Annotated in this window: 12 protein-coding genes; 4 read left to right on the top strand and 8 right to left on the bottom strand. The window is 62.6% G+C overall.

What is annotated here, in order from left to right; translation table 11 throughout:
* Positions 1 to 6 precede the first annotated feature (6 nt).
* Entirely contained in the window at positions 7 to 1,650 is a 1,644-nt protein-coding gene (locus O6760_RS17075; RefSeq protein ID WP_269580917.1) for a chloride channel protein, read from the top strand.
* A 321-nt stretch (positions 1,651 to 1,971) separates the two neighbouring features.
* Here the strand turns inward: O6760_RS17075 and O6760_RS17070 are convergent, their stop codons facing one another.
* A complete protein-coding gene (locus O6760_RS17070) occupies positions 1,972 to 3,006 on the bottom strand; it encodes a phytanoyl-CoA dioxygenase family protein (RefSeq protein ID WP_269580916.1) in 1,035 nt (344 codons plus the stop codon).
* Between the two features lie 74 nt (positions 3,007 to 3,080).
* Positions 3,081 to 4,895, bottom strand: a complete 1,815-nt coding sequence (locus O6760_RS17065) for an aminopeptidase P family protein (protein WP_269580915.1) — start codon at positions 4,893 to 4,895, stop codon at positions 3,081 to 3,083.
* A gap of 249 nt (positions 4,896 to 5,144) precedes the next feature.
* On the opposite strand from O6760_RS17065, the gene O6760_RS17060 reads away from it, so the two are divergent.
* Positions 5,145 to 5,348 carry a hypothetical protein gene (locus O6760_RS17060; RefSeq protein WP_269580914.1) on the top strand — a complete coding sequence of 68 codons (204 nt, stop codon included), beginning with the start codon at positions 5,145 to 5,147 and terminating at the stop codon, positions 5,346 to 5,348.
* A 165-nt stretch (positions 5,349 to 5,513) separates the two neighbouring features.
* Here O6760_RS17060 and O6760_RS17055 read toward each other — a convergent pair whose 3' ends face one another.
* Positions 5,514 to 6,404 (bottom strand): 50S ribosomal protein L11 methyltransferase, encoded by an 891-nt coding sequence (locus O6760_RS17055; protein ID WP_269580913.1) that lies wholly within the window; start codon positions 6,402 to 6,404, stop codon positions 5,514 to 5,516.
* Positions 6,405 to 6,545: 141 nt separating this feature from the next.
* On the opposite strand from O6760_RS17055, the gene O6760_RS17050 reads away from it, so the two are divergent.
* On the top strand, positions 6,546 to 7,112 hold the full coding sequence (locus O6760_RS17050) for a tetratricopeptide repeat protein (protein ID WP_269580912.1): 567 nt from the start codon (positions 6,546 to 6,548) through the stop codon (positions 7,110 to 7,112).
* Positions 7,113 to 7,153: 41 nt separating this feature from the next.
* Here the strand turns inward: O6760_RS17050 and O6760_RS17045 are convergent, their stop codons facing one another.
* The 3 genes from O6760_RS17045 to ligA all read right to left on the bottom strand — a co-directional run bounded on the left by O6760_RS17045 (position 7,154) and on the right by ligA (position 13,537).
* Entirely contained in the window at positions 7,154 to 9,592 is a 2,439-nt protein-coding gene (locus O6760_RS17045; protein WP_269580911.1) for an ATP-dependent helicase, read from the bottom strand.
* 118 nt (positions 9,593 to 9,710) lie between these two features.
* Entirely contained in the window at positions 9,711 to 11,318 is a 1,608-nt protein-coding gene (locus tag O6760_RS17040) for an FAD-dependent monooxygenase (protein ID WP_269580910.1), read from the bottom strand.
* 65 nt (positions 11,319 to 11,383) lie between these two features.
* Complete coding sequence (gene ligA / locus O6760_RS17035) at positions 11,384 to 13,537, bottom strand: NAD-dependent DNA ligase LigA (protein WP_269580909.1); 2,154 nt, start codon at positions 13,535 to 13,537, stop codon at positions 11,384 to 11,386.
* Positions 13,538 to 13,684: 147 nt separating this feature from the next.
* Here ligA and O6760_RS17030 point away from each other — a divergent pair, with 147 nt between their 5' ends.
* On the top strand, positions 13,685 to 13,921 hold the full coding sequence (locus O6760_RS17030) for a hypothetical protein (RefSeq protein ID WP_269580908.1): 237 nt from the start codon (positions 13,685 to 13,687) through the stop codon (positions 13,919 to 13,921).
* Positions 13,922 to 13,995: 74 nt separating this feature from the next.
* On the opposite strand, the gene recN is transcribed toward O6760_RS17030, so the two are convergent.
* Both recN and O6760_RS17020 read right to left on the bottom strand, forming a co-directional pair.
* Positions 13,996 to 15,663, bottom strand: a complete 1,668-nt coding sequence (gene recN, locus O6760_RS17025) for a DNA repair protein RecN (protein WP_269580907.1) — start codon at positions 15,661 to 15,663, stop codon at positions 13,996 to 13,998.
* Between the two features lie 119 nt (positions 15,664 to 15,782).
* A complete protein-coding gene (locus O6760_RS17020; protein WP_269580906.1) occupies positions 15,783 to 16,595 on the bottom strand; it encodes an outer membrane protein assembly factor BamD in 813 nt (270 codons plus the stop codon).
* Positions 16,596 to 16,793 lie beyond the last annotated feature (198 nt).

Raw genomic sequence — 16,793 nt, 5'->3', positions numbered from 1 at the left:
TGACCGATGCGCAAGATACTGCAAACAGCCGCACAGCTTCCCTCCATCCTCGTCAGCTGGATCACACCGAATGTGCGCCAATACCGCTCGAGCCGGCTGCATGTCGTCTGGGGGCTGTCCATCTTTGTCGGGGCGCTGGTTGCCCTGGCCGCCATTGCTTTCCGCACGGCGATCGGCCTTGTCCAGTGGCCCTGGCTGCAAACGACGACGGAACGCACCTGGCAGGCGGCCGCCGAACAGCCCTGGTGGGTGATTCTGCTGGCGCCGGCTGTCGGCGGACTGCTGGTCGGCTGGATCCTGCACAAGTTCCACCCCCAGCAGCGCGCCGGCGGTGTCGCCGACGTCATCGAGGCAAGGGCCTATGGCGGGCGCGGCCTGCCGCTGAAGTCCGGCCTTTGGTCGGCCCTCGTGACCACCCTGTCGCTCGGAAGCGGCGCGAGCGCCGGTCGCGAAGGGCCCGTCGTGCATCTCGGCGCGACGCTCGGAACCGCGGTCTGCAGCTATTTCCACCTGCCCGATTCCGCCCGGCGCATCCTGCTTGGCTGTGCGGTCGCCAGTGGCGTCTCGGCCTCGTTCAACGCCCCCATCGCGGGTGTGCTGTTCGCCCATGAAGTGATCCTCGGCCACTATGCCGTCTCGGCCTTCGTGCCGATCGTTCTGGCCTCGGTGATGGGAACACTTCTCTCGCGGCTCTGGTTCGGCGATGTCGCCGCCTTCGAGATCCCGCAATACGAGATCACATCCTATCTGGAGATCCCAGCCTTTGCCTTGCTGGGACTGACCTGCGCGGCGGTTGCCATCCTGTTTCAGTTTGCCCTGATCGGCACGGACTGGACCGCCCGCAACATCACCATGCCGCTCTGGCTGAGGCCGGTGATCGGCGGCCTGGCGGTCGGAGCGCTTGGTATCTTCTTTCCCGGCATTCTGGGCGTGGGCTATGAGGCAACGGACCTTGCCCTGAAACATTCCCTGCCGATCACTACCCTGCTGACGCTTCTCGTCGTCAAGACGGCGGCCACCGCGATCACGCTCGCCTCGCGTTTCGGCGGCGGCATCTTTTCCCCGTCGCTCTACATCGGCGCCATGACGGGAGGCGCGTTCGGACTGATCGCCGCATCCGTCTTTCCGGAAATGGCTTCCAGCCACGGCCTCTACGCCATCCTGGGCATGGGCGCCGTTGCGGCCGCCGTCCTGGGCGCGCCGTTTTCGACAACCGTGATCGTGTTCGAGCTGACCGGTGGCTATGCCCTGTCCATCGCCCTTCTCCTGGCCGTGTCGATTGCGACGGGCCTCACGCAGGCGGTCCACGGAAAATCATATTTCCACTGGCAGCTCGGCATGCGGGGCTGTTTCGTCAATGAAGGGGTTCACCAGTTCCTGAGCGAAACCGTGAAAGTGCGCGACTTCATGGATCCGCCGCCGGACGCCGAGGAAGACCGTGCTTTCAATCCGGGCGAGGACGGCCCCTATCTGCATGACACGGACACGCTGGAAAGCGCGCTGAAAAGCTTTGACAGTTGCGGCAGGGCGGCCCTTCCCGTGGTCGCCAAGGGCGACGCAAGCCGGATCATCGGGATAGCCCGCCACGTCCGCGGGCTGCGGTACTTCAATGCCGCCCTGATCAACGCGACCAAGGAAGAACATCACTAGAGCATGTCGCGATTATTTGGGTTCATTTGATGGCGCAAAACGGTTCACTCGGCAAGGTGCGTCGCGCAGCGCGATGCAATGCATCAGGCAAGCGGCGCAACGCTGACGATGGGCCGTTTCGCGCCACCCGGATAGGTGCGAAACTCTTGGCGTTGGCCCTAGAATGGGCCGGACAATTTTGGCCACCTGCGTCGTTGGCTTGCCCTTGTGGTGGGCGGCACCACGGCGCGCAAACCGCCTCGCCGGTGACCAAAATTGTCTCGGTCAAATGAACCCAAATAAACGCGACATGCTCTAGGCTGTCCGGTCCCGGCTCCCCCGTCAGAACCTTGACGGTTCGGTTGCGGGGATCTTGCCGGCATACTTGTGCGACGTCCGGCCTTTCAGTCGTTTTTCAAGATCTTTTTGCGCCATGTGTATCCGGGCCTGCCGTCCTTTCAGCCCCGGCAGGTTGAACGGGTCAAGGCCGGTCCAGGGCAGGAAGGGATTTCTGCGAAGCGACCCGTAGAGCCCCACCCTGACGGACGGTTGCGTGCTCGTGGCCCGGGCGTGAAACCCGTGGGTGTCAGCGACAACCAGGGTGTTTCCCGGCACCGCGAACCGGACGGGTTCCGGATAATTCAGCCGGCCCAGTTCACTGGCCGGAAGCCGGAACGAACCGCCCGCGTGATGGCTGTTTTTCGCCGTCGAAGCCGCCAGGCTCTGCTCGCGTTCCCAGTCCAGCCTTTCCCGTGTCAGCTTGTGCGAACCGGGAATGTAGCTGAACGGCCCCGAGGCATCGTCGATGTCATAGAGAAACAGCCAGCACTTGGCCGTCGGGTGGAACGTATCGGAGTGAAAGGCCGTTTGCGGGTCCGCCTTCTGCTTTCCGTCCGGATTGGTCATCACGATGTGCAGATACATCAGCGGGTCGCCGTTAGAGGACCCGACATAGCGCAAACCGTTCTGGATCTGCTGGTGCCAGACGGCGGCTCTCAGGAAAGGGAGGTCTTGCAAGACGGAAGGCGGAAGGGGAATGAAGCGCGTCACCGCATTGCCCTGCCGCATGTCCCAGGCGTGGAAACGCGTTGTTTCGATTTCCCGGCGAACGCCTTCCAGGTCCGTTTCCGTCAACAGGCCGGGCGAGGCGATGAAACCGTCGCGCTGATACGCAAGCCGGTCTTCCTCGCTGACAAGATGTTCCAGGCGCTTGCGCCGGCTATCCGCGAGTTTTTCTGCCAGCTTGATGCGTTTGACATGCAGTCCCGCTTCATTCAGCCGTCGGCTGCCGATCAGAGGATTGTTGCGAAAGGACTTGGCTCCGCTGGCCAGTTCCGCCGCGTATAATGGCATCTTGAGAACATCAACCGTGCGCATTCAAACCTCGAAGCAATTCGTTACGAGACCCATGTCCACCGGGGAACCGGCAACCAAAGGCTCTGCGCTTTCTTCTAAATCTCTTTTGTCGCCTGTTCCAGCCAGATCCGTTCCCTTGCGCCGACCAGCGGACCGATTTCCGCCCGCACGCGCTCATGATACCGGTTCAGCCAGTCCCGTTCCGGCCCCGTCAGGAGCGCAGGCTCGACAAGACGCAGGTCCATCGGTACGAGCGTGATCGTCTCGAAGCCGAGCATCGGCCGCTCGCCGCCCGGAATGTCGCGCGCTTCGGTCACGATTTCCAGGTTCTCAAGGCGAATGCCGTATTCGCCGGCCGGATAGTAACCGGGCTCATTGGACAGGATCATGCCGGGTTTCAGCGGCACCGTGCCTGTCTTGGCGATGCGCTGCGGACCTTCGTGGACGCTCAGATATGCCCCGACGCCATGCCCGGTACCGTGGTCGAAGTCGAGCCCGGCCTTCCAGAGATCGATCCGGGCAAGCGTGTCGAGTTGCGCACCGGTCGTTCCGGCGGGAAATTTCGCGATCGAGATCGCGATATGCCCTTTCAGCACCAACGTGAAGTGCCGTTTCATCTCCGCGCTCACCTCGCCGACCGCGATGGTGCGCGTGATATCCGTGGTCCCATCCTCATATTGCGCGCCGCTGTCGATCAGGAACGGCTTGCCGACCGGGATCTTCAGGTTGCTGGTCCGGCTGACCCGGTAGTGGCAGATCGCACCGTTCGGGCCCGCTCCTGAAATCGTGTCAAAGGAGATGTCCTTCAGGACGCCGGTCTGCCTCCGGAACTCCTCCAGTTTTTCCGCGGCGCCGATCTCGTCCAGATCCCCCTTCGGGGCAACCTCGTCAAACCAGCACAGGAAGTTCACATAAGCCGCCGCGTCGCGAATATGGGCCTCACGCGCGCCCTTGAGCTCGATCTCGTTCTTGATCGCCTTGGGCAGAAGCACGGGGTCCTGGGCTTCGACCAGGGTTCCCCCGGCACCGGTGATCGCGTCGGCGATGCCGATCCCGGCGAGCGCAGGATCGATCAGGACTCGTGCGCCGGCCTCCCCGAACGCCTTCAGCCCAGGCATGAAACCGTCGGATTCACCCAGGTCGGCCAGGTCCGACAGGGCGTCGCGTACGGAATTGGAAAGCTTGCGGCCATCGATATAGAGCGCCGGCTTGCCCTCGCGGGGCACCGTCGCAAAGGAAAGCGGCAACGGCGTGTGGTTGACGTCGGAACCGCGGATATTGAACAACCAGGCGATGGAGTCGGGCTGCGTCAGCACACAGGCATCGGCTTTCTTGTCGCCAAGTGCGGCCTGGATCTCGGCGATCTTGTCCTGCGCATCGCGGCCGGCAAGAGTAACGGGATAGAGCGAGACGTCTCCGAGCGGAGGCTCCGGACGATCGTCCCAGACATCGTCGACGGGATTGTCGCCAAGCGTCACCAGCTCTGCGCCTGCGTCCCGGCAGACCTCTCGAAGGCGGCGAACCTCTCGCACGGTGTGCAACATGGCATCGATGCCGAGTTTCTGGCCCGGTTCGAGATGTTCGGCCAGCCAGTCCGTGACCGGTTCATTGATCAGATGGCGCGCCGGGAACACGTCCAGGTCGACCTGCTCGCGCACCTGGATGGTGTAACGCCCGTCCACGAAGATCGCCGCAGCGTTGCCGAGCACCGCCGCCATGCCGGCCGATCCGGTAAACCCGGTGAGCCATTGCAGCCGGCAGTCATGCGGCGGCACGTATTCGCCCTGGTGGGCGTCGGCACGCGGCACGAGAAAGCCGTCAAGGCCGCGGCGGGCCAGTTCGGTCCTGAGAAGCGCTGCATGCGGCGCTCCGCAGGAAGGATCGCTGAGATCGTCGAAAGTCTGGAACATGCGCTGCACGGTAATTTGGCCGCAAGCCGGGATCAAGACGGATAATTATTCCGGATCAACCTCTTCAACGAAAACAGGCATTCCGGATATCGCAGCGCAACAAGTCATTTCGCATATGCGAAGAGTGCAAGGCTGTCATGCGTCTGGAGGCCTACCGGAGAAGGGCGGGAAGGCGCATATAAGGAGCACACAAGAACAAAGACGTTTCTCCCTAGGGAAGCTCTTAAACTTCAAATGGGATAGATCACGATGACCCTGAAAACGACCACTTCGACCCGCGCCGGCAGCACTTTCATGCGCCGTGCATTCGACCGCATGATTGAAGCCCGTTCGGCCCAGGCCCGCCGTTATGTCAACGGCTACCTGCTGTCTCTGGACGATGCCACCCTGGCGGCGCACGGCTATGACCGCGACCAGTTGGAACGCGAAGGCTCCACGACCCGCGGTTTCTAAGGGGCTCAGGACGTTTTACGACGAAAACACTGTGCACTGGAAAAGGCCCGCCGCTTCAAGCGGCGGGCCTTTTCGTTTGTTGCCAACTCGCTCCGTCATTCCGGGTGTCTGCAGCGTCGCTGCACTTGTCCGGAATGACCGACCGAGGACTTTTTCACGCCCTTCTCACGCCGCCTTGCGGCCGCGCACCAGCGTCAGCGTCAGCCAGCCGTCCTTTTCACGGCGCCGGTCCAAAACAAATCCCTGGCAGCGATAGGCGAACAGGATTCGCGGACCGTCCTCGACCCTGAGGCCGGACAGGACGAGCGTCGCCGTTCGCGTCATGTGTTCTCCGATGGACCTGGACATCCTCATGAGCGGCCGCGCCAGGATGTTGGCGATCACCAGGTCGAACGGCCCGTAGACCCGGAACCGCCGGTCTTCCATGCCGTTTGCGGTAAATCCCTTCACCAGGTGGGACGCGCCGTTGAGCCGGGCGTTTTCCAACGCCGTCTGTGTCGCGACCGGATCGATGTCGGTCGCCAGCACGCTCTGGCGGCCCTTCAAGGCAGCCGCGATGGCCAGAACACCCGTGCCCGTCCCCAGATCCAGGATCCTGTCATATTCGCGCAGGGACAACAGCCGGTCGATTTCCTCCAGGCAGCCTGCTGTGGTGCCGTGATGCCCTGTGCCGAAGGCCAGCGCCGCCTCGATTTCCAGGCCGATGGCACCCGGGACGACCTTGTCCCGGTCATGGCCGCCATGAACGATGAACCGGCCGGCCCGGACCGGTTTCAGGCCTTCCAGGCTCTTTTCCACCCAGTTGATATCCGGCAGCTCCTCGGCTTCCAAAGGGGCTGCGAAAGCGTCGGCCCCCACCCGGTCGCGCACAAGGGTGGCCGCTTCGTCCGGTTTCATGCCGAACAGCAGAATCTCGGCCGACCAGATTCGACCGTCCGGCGACGCCTCGTAGATGGTTACCGGATTGCCGTCATCCTCGAAGGCGCGCTCCAGGATTTCGGAAATCCGTTTGGCTTCCAGTTCTTCGGCTGTGATCCGCACCCGGATGGTATTCATGACCGCAATTGCTTTCGCTTGTTGGCTTCAAAGCGTGCGGTATAACGGCAAGACGGTCAGCAAACCAGCGTCTTGAGGTCAAAAGGCTGGGCAAATCGGCGCCGCGCCCCATTTCTACATCCAGCAGAAAGGAACAGTGCCATGTCGCCCCTCCCACCCCTTGCCCGGCTTTGCAGGAGCTTGCGCCCGGCCGTGCTTGCCTTGTTCGGTCTTGCTGTCCTGATGTCGCCTGTTTCATCCGCTCCCGACAGGGAGCCCCTGTTCGAGGCCCTGAAAAACGCCCCGAACGAGCTTGAAGCAGAAAAAATCGAGAACGAGATCTGGAAATCCTGGCTGGAATCCGCACCGACACCCGAAATTCAGGCCAAGCTCGAGCAGGCTATGGAACGGCGAAACGTCTATGACTTCCAGGGTGCAAGGGACTTGCTCGACGAGGTCATTGCGGAAGCGCCGGACTATTCCGAAGGCTGGAACCAGCGTGCCTACGTGCTGTTTCTCCAGGGCAATTACGAAGCCAGCCTGGAAGACATCGAGCGGGCGCTGGAACTTGAACCGCGCCATTTCGGCGCCCTCTCCGGCAAGGCCATGATCTTCATGACCCTTGGCCGCGTGAAACTCGGGCAAAAGGCCCTGCGCGAAGCTGTCGAAATCCACCCCTATCTGAAGGAACGCAACATGCTGATCCAGCCCAGTGGCGTGGATCTTTAGTCGGCCACCTTCGGGTGGCCGGTTCCTGTCAATTCATCGGTTCAATGCCGCTCGACGAAGCTGTCGATGACCTTTTTCACCCCGGCCTTCTCAAAATCGATGGTCAGCTTGTTGCCCTCGATCGACTTGATCGCGCCATAGCCGAACTTGATGTGGAAGACCCGTTCGCCAAGGGAATAGTCCGACGGGGTGTCACTGACCGACTTGGCCACCAGCTCGCCCTCAATGGTCAGCGGGCCCTGGCGTTTCTGGCGCGCGGACTGGTAGCCGCGTCCGCCGCCGTCCGAAAAGCCGTCCGAGGACTTGCGGTTGCGCTGTGCCCGCTTCCAGCCCGGTGTCGAATAGCTGCCGCCTTCGAAGGGATCGTGGCTGTCGAAACGCGAGGGGCCATAGCCGCCACCGGCATAGCCGCCGTAATTGGAGGACGGCTCGGCGATCTCGACATGATCGGGCGGCAATTCGTCCAGGAAACGTGACGGCACGGTCGATTGCCAGAGCCCGTGAATGCGCCGGTTGGAGGCGAAATAGAGCTTGGCGCGCTTCTTGGCACGGGTGATGCCGACATAGGCCAGCCTGCGTTCCTCTTCGAGGCCGGCCCGGCCGCTCTCGTCCAGGGCACGCTGATGGGGAAAGAGCCCCTCTTCCCAGCCAGGCAGGAACACCGTGTCGAATTCCAGGCCCTTGGCGGAATGCAGCGTCATGATCGAGACCGCATCGCTGGCATCGGCGCTGTCCCGGTCCATGACCAGCGAAATATGCTCCAGGAACCCGGCAAGGGACTCGAACTCCTCCATGGAGCGGATCAGTTCCTTCAGGTTGTCGAGCCGGCCCGGCGCTTCCGCCGACCGGTCCAGGCGCCACATTTCCGTGTAGCCGCTTTCATCCAGGATGATTTCGGCAAGTTCGGTGTGCTTGATCTGGTCGAGCTGACGGCGCCAGCGCTCGAAATTGTCGAGCACGGTCTTGAGCGCATTGCGCGGTTTGGGCTTGAGCTCTTCGGTATCGATCAGTTGCGCGGCCGCCTGCATCAGCGGAATACGCTCGGCGCGGGCAAGGCCATGCACCAGTTTCAGCGTGGCATCACCAAGACCGCGCTTGGGCGTGTTGACGATGCGCTCGAACGCCAGATCGTCGGCCGGTTGCGCGACACAGCGGAAATAGGCCATGGCATCGCGGATCTCCATGCGCTCATAGAAGCGCGGACCGCCGATGACGCGGTAGTTCAGGCCGAGCGTGACGAAACGGTCTTCGAACTCGCGCATCTGGAAGGAAGCGCGTACCAGCACCGCGATCTCGTTGAGCGCGTGGCCCTTGGACTGCAGCGCCTCGATCTCGTCGCCAATGGTGCGGGCTTCCTCTTCCGAGTCCCAGACCGAGGCGACCGAAACCAGGTCGTGATCCGGTTCGTCGAAATCGGTGAACAGCGTCTTGCCGAGCCGGCCCTCATTGAAGGCGATCAGGTGGGAAGCGGCGGCCAGAATGTGGCTGGTCGAGCGGTAGTTCCGTTCCAGCCGGATTACTTCCGCGCCCTTGAAGTCGTGCTCGAAGCGCAGGATGTTGTCGACCTCCGCCCCGCGCCAGCCGTAGATCGACTGGTCGTCATCGCCGACACAGCAGACATTCGGATTGCCCTGGGCGAGCAGCCGCAGCCACAGATACTGGGCGATGTTGGTGTCCTGGTATTCGTCGACCAGCATGTAGCGGAAGCGGCGCTGATAGTCCTTCAGCACATCCGGGTGGGTCTTGAACAGCGTGATGACATGCAGGAGCAGGTCGCCGAAGTCAGCCGCGTTCAGGATCGACAGGCGCTCCTGGTATTCCTCGTAGAGCCTGCGGCCCTTGCCGTTGGCGAAGGCCCGCGCCTCGCCTTCCGGAACGTCCTTCGGCGTCCACGCCCGGTTCTTCCAGCTGTCGAGCATGCCGGCGAAGGCCTTTGCCGTCCAGCGCTTGTCGTCCAGCCCCTCGGCCTGGATAATCTGCTTGATCAGCCGGATCTGGTCGTCGGTGTCGAGGATCGAGAACGAGGATTTCAGGCCGACCAGCTCGGCGTGTTTCCGGAGGATCTTGACGCAGATCGAGTGGAACGTGCCGAGCCAGGCCATGCCCTCGACATTGCCGCCGACAAAAGCGGCAATACGCTCCTTCATCTCGCGCGCGGCCTTGTTGGTGAAGGTCACCGACAGAATTTCCGACGGCCGTGCCAGCCCGGTCGCAAGGATGTGGGCGATGCGTGTGGTCAGCACCCGGGTCTTGCCGGTTCCCGCACCGGCCAGCACCAGGACGGGACCTTCCGTGGTTTTCACGGCCAGCCGCTGTTCAGGGTTGAGACCGGTCAGATAATCCGGCGCCCGCCGCGCCGCCATGGCCCGCGCGGCAATCCCCCCCTGCGGGCGCTCGGGCACTGGCGCGGGCTCGGCCCGTGTCCCGACAGGCTGAAAGGGATCGTCAAATGGATCGTCGTACCCGTCCGGGTCGGTCATGGTTTACTGGTCCGGTGTATCTTGAGCGCTCTTGGAAAAGAACAATATAGCAACAAAGCGGCGCTGGCGAGGCGGGATCAGGGGATTTGGTGGGGACAAAAAACCCGTTTTCCGGCCTTTACGGCACCATACCGGTGACAGCCCCGGACAGAGCGGTCTCAAGAACAGCCTGCAATCCGGCAACATCCCCGACATCATCCTGCCGTGTTCCGATCCGCCCGTCAGGCCGAATCCACATCGCACAGCGCTCGATGATGCCAAGGCGATTATGGGCTTTCAACTCCAGATCCGTCAGGAGGACAGCAGGCTCATGGCCGAGGACGGTCCTGGCTGCGGCACCTTCGATGCTCCTGGCAACGACGCGGAGCGAAAGGCGCTCCCCGGATGATCGGCAAAGCTCGATCGCCGACCTGACAAGCCGTTCCGCTTCCACGCCGCCATCGCCGATGAACAGTAGGATGGTCTGCCCGACCGAACCAAGATGGCCTGTCAGGTATCCGTTCTGACCATCCACGCCGGACACCCGGACATCCGTGGGCAACAGTTCGCCCGGGCCCGGCCCGAACTCGGGCCTGGGACCGGCGACCGCCGGGCTCTCGCCATAAGTTCCCAGAACGGCCTCGTACCCCGTGCCGCCATTTGCAAGATAATGTGTGAGCGTCACGGCAAACCTGCGGAATGCCCGGGACCGTTCAGCCGGGTCCGCAATGGAGAAAAGATCGTCATTTTGCTGGCTGAGAGCGATTGCCGCCTCCGCGGCGGGGCGTCGCTCGCTCTCATAGGTGTCGAGCAGCTCGTCGCCGGCCTCGCCCTTGACCGCCGCGGCCAGTTTCCAGCCCAGATTGAGTGCGTCCTGGATACCGCTGTTCATTCCAAGGCCGCCGCTTGGTGACATGGCATGGGCGGCGTCTCCCGCAAGGAACAGCCGTCCCTGGCGGAACCTCTGCGCCAGTTTCGCCACGCTGTGGAACGCAGTGTCGTTCAGGGCGGGCCCCAGGTGCACGGATGGCAGATGCTCACGGAAGAAGTCCCTGATCCTGCCCCAGCTGTCCGAACTCGGCCCGGCGGACAACGAATAGATCCGGAAGACTTCCCTGGTTCTATACACCGCAACAAGAAGAGATTCGAAATACAATATCCCCTGCGTGTCCCTGTAGGGCCATCCCTCGATCTGGACGTCCAGGACGTGCCAGTACAGTGAGCGCTCGTGCCCCTCAAAACCGATACCCGCATCCCGCCGCAGCGAACTGTGGACACCGTCGCAGGCGATCAACCAACCGGTTTCAACATTCTCCTCGCGCCCTGCCCGGTTCTTGAGCGTAGCGCAAACCCCGTTTTCCGATTGAACGAAGCCTGTCAGATCAAGGCCCCGTTCCACAACGGCTCCGAGCGCTTCCAGCCTGGCCGTCAGAAGCGGCACCAGCCGGTCTTCACCCAGATTCATGTGCCACGGCCAGCGCTCGCTTGGCGACATGGCGGTTGCCAGGATCCGGCCTTCGAAGGAGTAGGACATCGCTTCGACCGGAATGCCTTCGTCAAGAAGCTGTTCAAGAAGGCCCATCCGTTCGGCAGCGACAAGGGTGGAGGGTTTCAGAACAAAGGCGCGCGGGTTTGCCGGCGGAAGCGGATCCCGGTCGACAACGCGGATCCGGATGCCGCGGCGGGCAAGTTCAATGCCGAGGGCAAGACCTGTCGGGCCGGCTCCACAAATGAGAACATCCGTCAATCTTGACCTCCAGCTTCGACACCTCGCAACGACATGCAGTCAAGGGCGATATCCCCGTAAGGAGCTCACGCCCCGACAAGCTCGAACCAGTCGTCCTCGGAAATCACCTCGATTTCCAGTTCCTGGGCCTTCTTCAATTTGGAGCCGGCACCCGGACCGGCGACCACGAGATCGGTCTTTTTCGACACGGATCCTGAGGTCTTGGCGCCGAAGCGTTCGGCCATGGCCTTGGCCTCGTCCCGCGTCATGCGTTCAAGTGAACCGGTAAACACAACGGTCTTGCCAGCGACCGGCGACCCGGAGGCGTCGATCTTTTCCGGGTCCTTCGGACGGACTTCGGCAAGCAACGCGTCGAGCTGATCACGGTTATGCTGTTCGGCGAAGAATTCCACCAGCGCCTCGGCGACGATATGGCCAATGCCGTCAATGTCGTTGAGCTCCGCAAAGGCCTCGCCGGCCTCGTCCTGGGCGGCCTGCATGGCCTTGTAGAAGGCGTCCCAGGACCCATAGGCGCGCGCCAGAAGCTTGGCGTTGCCCTCGCCGACATGGCGGATGCCGAGCGCGAAGATGAAGCGGTGCAGGTCGATGTCGCGGCGGGCGTTGATCGCCTCGAACAGGTTCTTCGCCGAAACCGCCCCCCAGCCCTCGCGGTTGCGCAGCTTGGTCAGGGAGCGCTTGTCGCGCTCCTCCAGCGTGAAGATGTCCGCCGGGGCCATCACCAGGCCGTCCTGGTAGAACGCATCGACCTGCTTGTCGCCGAAGCCCTCGATGTCGAAGGCATTGCGGGAAACGAAGTGTTTCAGCTTCTCGGTCGCCTGGGCCGGGCAGATCAGGCCACCGGTGCAACGGCGCACCGCATCCCTGCGGCCGGTCTTTTCGTTTTCCTCGCGCACCGCGTGGCTGCCGCAGGCCGGGCAGACGGTCGGGAATTCGAAAGGCTCCGCCCCCTCCGGGCGCTTGTCCAGATCGATATCGACGATCTGCGGAATGACGTCGCCGGCGCGCTGGATCTTAACCGTGTCGCCGACCCTCAGATCCTTGCCGCCGCGGATCGGCTCGCCGTCCTGGCCGATGCCCTTGATATAGTCCTCGTTGTGCAGGGTCGCGTTGGAGACGACCACGCCGCCCACTGTAATCGGTTCGAGCTTGGCGACCGGCGTCAGCGCGCCGGTGCGGCCGACCTGGATCTCGATGTCGTTGAGGATGGTGTAGGCCTGTTCGGCCGGGAACTTGTGCGCGATCGCCCAGCGGGGCGAGCGGGAAACAAAACCCAGCCGTTCCTGCAGGTCGAGCCGGTCGACCTTGTAGACGACGCCGTCAATGTCGTAGTCGAGCCGGGCCCGGCTTTCCTCGATGCCGTGATAGATCCCGAGCAGCTCCTCGACGCTGTCGCAGCGCTTCATCAGCGGATTGACCTGGAACCCCCAGGCCTCCAGCCGCTTGACCATGCCGAACTGGGTGTCTTCCGGCAATGCGCTCATCTCGCCCCAGGCATAGGCGAAGAACCGCAAGGGCCGGGAGGCGGTGATTTCCGATTTCAACTGGCGCAGGGACCCGGCGGCGGCATTGCGCGGATTGGCGAAAACCTTGCCGCCATTGGCGGCCATGCGCTCGTTCAGAGCCTGGAAGTCCTTGTGCGCCATATAGACTTCACCGCGCACTTCCACGACCTCCGGCACCGCTCCATTGAGCTTCACCGGAATGTCCTTGATGGTGCGGGCATTGGCGGTGACGTTTTCACCCGTGGTGCCGTCACCGCGGGTGGCGGCATGCACCAGCGCGCCGTTTTCATAGCGCAGCGACAGGGACAGACCGTCGATCTTCGGTTCCGCGGTCACCGCCAGAACACCCTGCAGCGGATCGAATTTCAGGAAACGCCGGACACGGCCGACAAAGTCCTGGACATCCGCGTCATCAAAGGCGTTGTCGAGCGACAGCATCGGCACCCTGTGGGTGATCTTGCCGAAACCCGAGGCCGGGGCCGCGCCGACATTCGCGGACGGGCCGTCGGCGAGGATCAGGTTCGGGAACCGGGCCTCGATGGCGGAATTGCGCCGGCGCAGGGCGTCATAATCCGCGTCGGAAATGACTGGCGCGTCTTCCTGGTGATAGCGCCGGTCGTGTTCGGCGATCTCCGCCGCCAGCCGTTTCAACTCCGCCTGCGCTTCCTCCTGGGTCAGCGCGGCAACATCAATCTGGGCGGTCGAAGTGTCGGTCATGATCTCTTCACGGAATGTGTCAGCGGCAGGCACCGATTTGAACACCGGTCTCATCCCGATAGCGGAACCGGGAGACGTGCTCAAGAGTTGATACCACAGACCGGCATCGATTCACGCTGCCGATGGTATGCAATGAAGGAGACAAAAATGGCCTACGATGACCACAAGCGCTACCAAGACAAGGCCGCGTTCAGCAGCGCGGGCTGGTTTGTCGCCGGAGGCCTGGCCATGGCCCTCATTGCCGGTGCCTTGCTCTACACGGAAGGCTATTTCCAGGAAGACAACGACCTCAGCATCGAGCTGAATGTGCCGAACCTCAATGCAGACAAGATCCCGCTGCCGGAAACGCCGGACCAGCCGATCGTTCCCAACGAGGGCAACTGATCGGCGCCAGACAGATTTGAGGAAGGTATTTGCAAGGCGGAGGCTACAGCTTCCGCCTTTGTTGCGTTCCGTCCCTACTCCGCCGCGGTCAGCAGCCTGCGCGCCGCGGCCCGGGCTTCCTCGGTGATGACACTGCCGGCCAGCATGCGGGCGATTTCCTCGCTGCGATGGTCTTCATCGATGCGCTGGACGCGGGTTGCGACCCGGTCGGGTTTCAGGGCTTCCTTGGCGATCAGGAAATGGCCTTCCGCGCGGGCAGCCACCTGCGGCGCATGGGTCACGGTGAGCACCTGGACGCTCGCGGCCAGCCGTGCCAGGCGCAGGCCGATCGCCTCGGCGACCGCACCGCCGACGCCAGTGTCAATTTCGTCAAAGACCAATGTCGGCGCCGAGCCCTTGTCCGCAAGGGACACTTTCAACGCCAGCAGGAACCGGGAGAGTTCGCCGCCCGAGGCGACCTTCATCATCGGCCCCGGTTTGGTGCCCGGGTTGGTCTGCACATGGAATTCCAGCTGATCGATACCGCTGCGACCCGGGCTGTCGGGATTGCTCTCCATTTCGACAATGAACTTCGCACGTTCCAGCTTGAGGTCTGGCAGTTCCTTTTCAACGGCCTTTTCCAGCGCCTTCGCGGTCTTTCGGCGTTTCTCCGACAGGGCGGCCGCTTTCTTGTCATAGGTGCCGCGCGCCTTGGCCGCGGCCTCGGCCAGAGCCGCCAGCTTGTCCTCACCCGCGTCAAGATCGGCGAGATCCCCGGCCATGCGCTCGCACAGGGGCGCAAGATCCTCGACGGGAACGGAGTATTTTCGCGAGGCCGCGCGCAGCGCGAACAGGCGCTCCTCGACGCTTTCCAGTTCACGCGGGTCGAATTCCGTTTCACGCAGTGCGCTTTCCAGCCCGCCCCGTGTCTCCTCCAGGTGGTCCAGAGCCTCGGCGAGCGAGCGTACCGGCTGCCCAAGAAGCTGTGGCACCTGGTCGGCCTTGCGCTCCAGCCGACGCAGCAAGCTGGCCAGCTCGGGGATCGGCGACGCGGAGCCGTTGAGGGTTTCAAAGGCCTCGTTCAGATCTCCCGCGATCTTCTCCACGGCCATCATGTCGGTGCGGCGCGCGGCAAGCTCCTCCTCTTCGCCGGGCTGCGGCTTCAGGCCGGACAGTTCCTCGACAGACGCCTTGAGATAGTCTGCCTCGTTGCGGGCCGCCTCGATCCGGCGTTCATGGTCGACCACCGCCTTTTCGGCTGCCTTGAAGGCGGCATACGCGGTTGCCACGGCCTCCACGTCGCCTGTCAGCCCCCCGAACACATCGATCAGCGTCCGGTGGCTTTCCGGATCGACCAGCGCGCGGTCGTCATGCTGGCCGTGAATTTCCACCAGCAAGGCCCCAGCCTGGCGCAACAGTCCCGCGCTGACCGGCTGATCGTTGACAAAGGCCCGCGTGCGGCCATCGGCGGTCTGGATCCGGCGCAGGATGATGTCGCCGTCATCGTCGACGTCGTTTTCCCGAAGAAACAGGCGCACCGGATGATCGCCGGCAACGTCGAAGACTGCGGTCACCTGGCCCTGCGCTTCGCCGTGACGGACCAGATCCGCATCGCCGCGCGCCCCGAGCGCCAGCGAAAGGGAATCGAGAAGGATGGATTTGCCCGCGCCGGTCTCGCCTGTCAGGACCGACATACCGGCGGCAAAATTAAGATCAAGTCGGTCGATCAGGACGATGTCACGGATAGACAGCGTGACCAGCATGAAGGGAAGCTCCTTAAAGTTCGGCCCACCATATAGGAGGACCGAGACGTCTTGAAAGAGCCTGTTTGGGCATTTCAACCTCATTTATGAGGCTGAAAGCCAATATCAGATTTTAAGGGTCAGATGCTCTTGAAGGCGCGGCTGATCCAGCTGCCGCTGTCTTCCGACGGCTCGTAGCCGCCCTTGTTCAGCAGCGAATAGGCGTCCTTGTACCACTGGCTGTCCGGGTAGTTGTGCCCGAGCACCGCGGCCGCCGTCTGGGCCTCGTTGACAACGCCAAGCGCGTAATAGGCTTCCGTCAGGCGGAACAGCGCCTCTTCCACATGGCGCGTGGTCTGGTAGTCGACGACCACCGTCTTGAAGCGGTTGATGCCGGCAATGTAGTTGCGCTTTTTCAGATAGTAGCGGCCGACCTGCATTTCCTTGCCGCCGAGCTGGTCCTCGACAATACGCAGTTTCTGCTCCGCATCCGGAACGTATTCGGATTCCGGATAGCGCTGGATAAGCTCGGCAAAAGCGGACGCGGCCTTGCGGGTCACGGCCTGGTCCCGGGTAATGTCCGGCATCTGACGGAAGAAACTCTGCCCTGCCAGATAAAGCATGTAGGCGGAGCTCTCATCTCCCGGATACAGCGTTACGAACCGCCGTGCGGCTGTGACCGTTTCCGTGTATTTGCCGCGCGAGTAGTTCAGGAACGCAAGGTTGACCAGCGACTTCTTGGAATATTCCGAATAGGGATAAAGCTTGTCCAGCTCTTCGAACTTTTCGGTCGAATCGCGCAGTTTGCCCTGCGCACGCAACGCCAAGCCTTCATTGAAAAGCACTTCCGGCGGCGTGTCGTTGAGCGCAAGTTCGTCCAGATCGTCCTTGCCGCCACAGGCAGCAAGCGCAATCGGCGCTGCCAGAATGGCCATCCTGAGGAAAATCTTCATGCGATTGGTTCCGCTCACTTCAGAACCGGTGTCCATTCCGTTCACGCCTATGCTCCCGGACCGTCCGGCCCCACAGGCCACGCGCTGGCGGCCTTTATATTTCGTCGACAGGAGTGTTTAGCGGACTTTGCCTGCCCCCGTCACGTCCTGATCGGCCATGTGACGTTTTTTTTGAGCAATTTTATGGCAACAGCGTCA

The sequence above is a fragment of the Roseibium sp. Sym1 genome, assembly GCF_027359675.1.
Lineage (GTDB): Bacteria > Pseudomonadota > Alphaproteobacteria > Rhizobiales > Stappiaceae > Roseibium.
The sequence above is the reverse complement of the archived record's forward strand: the minus strand, read 5'-3'. Positions and strand labels throughout refer to the sequence as shown.